The sequence below is a fragment of the Ruegeria sp. BG5 genome (genome assembly GCF_056538425.1).
The window spans coordinates 1-5,977 of record NZ_JBQFTC010000015.1 but is presented as its reverse complement, the minus strand read 5'-3'; the positions used below and the strand labels follow the sequence as shown (position 1 = coordinate 5,977).

The following is a 5,977-nucleotide window of genomic DNA, read 5'->3' as shown; positions in this document are numbered from 1 at the left end:
CCCTTCACCGGCGCTGCTGAGGCGCTCGGGACGCGGCGGGAGCGGCGGAGACGCATCGGAGAGACGGTGGGCATTCGGAGGTTTTTGATTGGGCGGTAGCGCTGAGTGATTGGCGTTATGGTCTGGTTTTGGGTCTTGGGTGTTTTGTTCTTTGACATTGATGGATAACTGAAGAGATATGTGGGCGGTTTGGTTCGTTTCGACGGATTGAATGTCTGTATATCGCGCTGGTAGGGGTGACTGTCCCGATGACCAGTGTCAGCTTCACTGTTTGTACGGCTTTCGGTTTCTGATGAAACCAGAAGCACAGACAAACAGATGACTTTTGGTTGTACTCTTGGCTAGCCGGCTGAGGGTGTCGCTTAATCGTGCTCGAGTAGCCGAATAGGCGGTAGCACAACCAAAGATGTGCAGAGGTTCGAACGTCAAGGATATGGTCGTAAGATCATTTCAACTTGAGAGTTTGATCCTGGCTCAGAACGAACGCTGGCGGCAGGCCTAACACATGCAAGTCGAGCGCGCCTTTCGGGGTGAGCGGCGGACGGGTTAGTAACGCGTGGGAATATGCCCTTTGGTACGGAATAGCCTCTGGAAACGGAGAGTAATACCGTATGAGCCCTTCGGGGGAAAGATTTATCGCCAAAGGATTAGCCCGCGTTAGATTAGGTAGTTGGTGGGGTAATGGCCTACCAAGCCTACGATCTATAGCTGGTTTTAGAGGATGATCAGCAACACTGGGACTGAGACACGGCCCAGACTCCTACGGGAGGCAGCAGTGGGGAATCTTGGACAATGGGGGCAACCCTGATCCAGCCATGCCGCGTGAGTGATGAAGGCCTTAGGGTCGTAAAGCTCTTTCGCCTGTGAAGATAATGACGGTAGCAGGTAAAGAAACCCCGGCTAACTCCGTGCCAGCAGCCGCGGTAATACGGAGGGGGTTAGCGTTGTTCGGAATTACTGGGCGTAAAGCGCACGTAGGCGGATCGGAAAGTTGGGGGTGAAATCCCGGGGCTCAACCCCGGAACTGCCTCCAAAACTATCGGTCTAGAGTTCGAGAGAGGTGAGTGGAATTCCGAGTGTAGAGGTGAAATTCGTAGATATTCGGAGGAACACCAGTGGCGAAGGCGGCTCACTGGCTCGATACTGACGCTGAGGTGCGAAAGTGTGGGGAGCAAACAGGATTAGATACCCTGGTAGTCCACACCGTAAACGATGAATGCCAGTCGTCGGGTAGCATGCTATTCGGTGACACACCTAACGGATTAAGCATTCCGCCTGGGGAGTACGGTCGCAAGATTAAAACTCAAAGGAATTGACGGGGGCCCGCACAAGCGGTGGAGCATGTGGTTTAATTCGAAGCAACGCGCAGAACCTTACCAACCCTTGACATCCCGGGACCGGTCCAGAGATGGATCTTTCACTTCGGTGACTCGGTGACAGGTGCTGCATGGCTGTCGTCAGCTCGTGTCGTGAGATGTTCGGTTAAGTCCGGCAACGAGCGCAACCCACATCCCTAGTTGCCAGCAGTTCGGCTGGGCACTCTATGGAAACTGCCCGTGATAAGCGGGAGGAAGGTGTGGATGACGTCAAGTCCTCATGGCCCTTACGGGTTGGGCTACACACGTGCTACAATGGCAGTGACAATGGGTTAATCCCAAAAAACTGTCTCAGTTCGGATTGGGGTCTGCAACTCGACCCCATGAAGTCGGAATCGCTAGTAATCGCGTAACAGCATGACGCGGTGAATACGTTCCCGGGCCTTGTACACACCGCCCGTCACACCATGGGAGTTGGTTCTACCCGACGGCCGTGCGCTAACCTTTTGGAGGCAGCGGACCACGGTAGGATCAGCGACTGGGGTGAAGTCGTAACAAGGTAGCCGTAGGGGAACCTGCGGCTGGATCACCTCCTTTCTAAGGATGTATCTAGTTAGATTTGTTCGCAAATCTCGTGATACACTTAGCAGAAGATCAACAAACAAAGTTGGTCAAACTCATGGACCGAGCCGTCCTCATATCTCTTCAGAAAATCAGGATCTTGCGAATAGGCGCGAGGTCCGGCAAGGGGCCTTAGCTCAGCTGGGAGAGCGCCTGATTTGCATTCAGGAGGTCAGGAGTTCGATCCTCCTAGGCTCCACCAAGCCTTTTGCAAAGCAAAGGGCGTTGTCGCGGCAGTTGCTTTTGCTTGCAAAAGCAATGAGAGCGACCGGCAAGCGGCCCCGTACAAAGTGGGTCGGTAGCTCAGGTGGTTAGAGCGCACGCCTGATAAGCGTGAGGTCGGAGGTTCAAGTCCTCCTCGACCCACCACTTTCCTTCGATTTGACCGTTAAGCACTGATTTGAGTGCTTAGCCGTCCAATCGGACGTCAATTGACATCGTATAGAGAGAAATCAATCAACACTGTTTGATCGCGCCGAGTGTGGCGTTGATCTCAGTCGTTCTCCTCTTCGGAGGGGCGGGTTGTGACACAGGTGTTTCCTCGCCTGTCCACGACTATCCCGGCTGAAACGAACAGAGTTGTCCAAGTCAAGTACACTAACCCGCATAACTTAACGGTTATGCATTGTCTTCCATTCTCTGCGTGGGGCCGACCGACATCGGCAGCGCGGGTTCCAGGATGGAAGGCGGGAAAGTATGCTTTTGGTTCAGTAAGAGAGACGGGTTGTTACCAGCGCCTGTCATTGGATTTGCTTCGCAAATCCTGTCTTTCTCTTTCTGGATCAAATCAAGCGCGAGAAGGGCGTTTGGTGAATGCCTTGGCAGCAAGAGGCGATGAAAGACGTGATACTCTGCGATAAGCCATGGGGAGCTGAGAATAAGCTTTGATCCATGGATTTCTGAATGGGGCAACCCACCTGAATGTTTGTTATTGTTAGCTCTGCTAATCAATAATGAGCATGAACAGGTACTTAAGACCTGAATACATAGGGTTTTAAGAGCAAACCCGGGGAACTGAAACATCTAAGTACCCGGAGGAAAGGAAATCAATTGATACTCCCCTAGTAGCGGCGAGCGAACGGGGACCAGCCGAGCCAGATAAGTGACTAGAACACGTTGGGAAGCGTGGCCATAGCGGGTGACAGCCCCGTATAGGAAGCTTTGATGGACGTATTAAGTAGGGCGGAACACGTGAAATTCTGTCTGAAGATCGGAGGACCACCTTCGAAGGCTAAGTACTCCTTGCTGACCGATAGCGAACCAGTACCGTGAGGGAAAGGTGAAAAGCACCCCGACGAGGGGAGTGAAACAGTACCTGAAACCGAACGCCTACAATCAGTCGGAGGATCCTCGAGATCTGACGGCGTACCTTTTGTATAATGGGTCATCGACTTGGTCTCACGAGCAAGCTTAAGCCGTTAGGTGTAGGCGTAGCGAAAGCGAGTCTTAATAGGGCGAATGAGTTCGTGGGATCAGACCCGAAACCGAGTGATCTAGGCATGGCCAGGTTGAAGGTAAGGTAACACTTACTGGAGGACCGAACCCACATCCGTTGAAAAGGATCGGGATGAGCTGTGCCTAGGGGTGAAAGGCCAATCAAACTCGGAGATAGCTGGTTCTCTGCGAAATCTATTTAGGTAGAGCGTCATCCGAATACCCCGGGGGGTAGAGCACTGGATGGGTAATGGGGCCCCACAGGCTTACTGATCCTAACCAAACTCCGAATACCCGGGAGTACTAGATGGCAGACACACTGCGGATGCTAACGTCCGTAGTGGAGAGGGAAACAACCCTGACCTACGACTAAGGCCCCCAATTCATGGCTAAGTGGGAAAGCAGGTGGGACGACCAAAACAACCAGGAGGTTGGCTTAGAAGCAGCCATCCTTTAAAGATAGCGTAACAGCTCACTGGTCTAAACAAGTTGTCCTGCGGCGAAGATGTAACGGGGCTCAAGCCATGAGCCGAAGTCTAGGGATGCGTAAGCATCGGTAGCAGAGCGTAGTGTGACATAGCACTCATCCTGTATTATCGCCGGTCATTTGGCGCGAGCAATCGCGCTCAAGTAGCCGAATAGGCGGTAGCGCAGGATAGAGTGTTTTCGATGAAGCGGGCGCGTGAGCGATCCCGTGGAGAGATCACTAGTGAGAATGATGACATGAGTAGCGACAAAGAGTGTGAGAGACACTCTCGCCGAAAGTCCAAGGGTTCCTGCTTAAAGCTAATCTGAGCAGGGTAAGCCGGCCCCTAAGCCGAGGCCGAAAGGCGTAGGCGATGGGAACTAGGTTAATATTCCTAGGCCAGGAGGATGTGACGGATCACAGGTGTAGTTCAATCTTATCGGATTGATTGGGCTGCTGAGTGGTTCCTGGAAATAGCCCTCCATCAGACCGTACCCTAAACCGACACAGGTGGACTGGTAGAGCATACCAAGGCGCTTGAGAGAACGATGTTGAAGGAACTCGGCAAAATACCTCCGTAAGTTCGCGAGAAGGAGGCCCGGTTCCTAGGCAACTAGGGGCTGGGGGCACAAACCAGGGGGTGGCGACTGTTTATTAAAAACACAGGGCTCTGCGAAGTCGCAAGACGACGTATAGGGTCTGACGCCTGCCCGGTGCCTGAAGGTTAAAAGGAGAGGTGAGAGCCTTGAATTGAAGCCCAGGTAAACGGCGGCCGTAACTATAACGGTCCTAAGGTAGCGAAATTCCTTGTCGGGTAAGTTCCGACCTGCACGAATGGCGTAACGACTTCCCCGCTGTCTCCAACATCGACTCAGCGAAATTGAATTGCCTGTCAAGATGCAGGCTTCCCGCGGTTAGACGGAAAGACCCCGTGCACCTTTACTACAGCTTCGCACTGGCATCAGGATTGTGATGTGCAGGATAGGTGGTAGGCTTTGAAGCGGAAACGCAAGTATCCGTGGAGCCTCCCTTGAGATACCACCCTTCGCACTCTTGATGTCTAACCGCGGTCCGTTATCCGGATCCGGGACCCTGCGTGGCGGGTAGTTTGACTGGGGCGGTCGCCTCCTAAAGCGTAACGGAGGCGCGCGAAGGTTGGCTCAGAGCGGTCGGAAATCGCTCGTTGAGTGCAATGGCAGAAGCCAGCCTGACTGCAAGACTGACAAGTCGAGCAGAGTCGAAAGACGGCCATAGTGATCCGGTGGTCCCGAGTGGAAGGGCCATCGCTCAACGGATAAAAGGTACGCCGGGGATAACAGGCTGATACTGCCCAAGAGTCCATATCGACGGCAGTGTTTGGCACCTCGATGTCGGCTCATCTCATCCTGGGGCTGGAGCAGGTCCCAAGGGTACGGCTGTTCGCCGTTTAAAGAGGTACGTGAGCTGGGTTTAGAACGTCGTGAGACAGTTCGGTCCCTATCTGCCGTGGGTGTAGGAGACTTGAGAGGAGTTGCCCCTAGTACGAGAGGACCGGGGTGAACGATCCACTGGTGGACCAGTTGTCGTGCCAACGGCAGTGCTGGGTAGCTATGATCGGACAGGATAACCGCTGAAGGCATCTAAGCGGGAAGCCCCCCTCAAAACAAGGTCTCCCTGAGGGCCGTGGAAGACCACCACGTCAATAGGCCGGAGATGTAAGCGCAGTAATGCGTTCAGTTGACCGGTACTAATCGCCCGATAGGCTTGATTTGATCCAGTAACAGAAAGACAAATCACCAAAAGCATACACTGACCTTGACAATGGATGACTAAGACGCGGGAACGCGCATTCGTAAACGAATACGCTGCCTCCCGCCCGTCGCTTTTGCTGCGCAAACAGCGACGGTGTTGATTGATTAATACAACCGTGCAGGACCGCGCATTCGCAAGCGAATACGCTGCCTCCTGCGCGTCGCGCTTTTGCTTCGCAAAAGTCGCGACGGGGGCTTTTCCTCGGTTTGGTGGTCATAGCGCAAGTGAAACACCCGGTCCCATACCGAACCCGGAAGTTAAGCACTGCCGCGCCAATGGTACTTGGGCTTAAGCCCCGGGAGAGTAGGTCACCGCCAAACCTAGTAAAAGCCCATATCTCTCTTACGAT

General features: G+C 53.6%; 2 tRNA genes and 3 rRNA genes. All 5 read left to right on the top strand.

Going from position 1 to position 5,977, the window contains the following annotated elements:
- Positions 1-451 precede the first annotated feature (451 nt).
- Positions 452-1,913, top strand: a 16S ribosomal RNA gene (locus ACR0KX_RS21035).
- A 150-nt stretch (positions 1,914-2,063) separates the two neighbouring features.
- A tRNA-Ala gene (locus ACR0KX_RS21030) sits at positions 2,064-2,139 on the top strand.
- 90 nt (positions 2,140-2,229) lie between these two features.
- A tRNA-Ile gene (locus tag ACR0KX_RS21025) sits at positions 2,230-2,306 on the top strand.
- Positions 2,307-2,722: 416 nt separating this feature from the next.
- Positions 2,723-5,588 (top strand): 23S ribosomal RNA (locus tag ACR0KX_RS21020).
- Between the two features lie 245 nt (positions 5,589-5,833).
- A 5S ribosomal RNA gene (rrf, locus tag ACR0KX_RS21015) occupies positions 5,834-5,948 on the top strand.
- Together the 16S, 23S and 5S rRNA genes with 2 tRNA genes alongside form the textbook arrangement of a ribosomal RNA operon.
- The last annotated feature ends 29 nt before the right edge of the window (positions 5,949-5,977 follow it).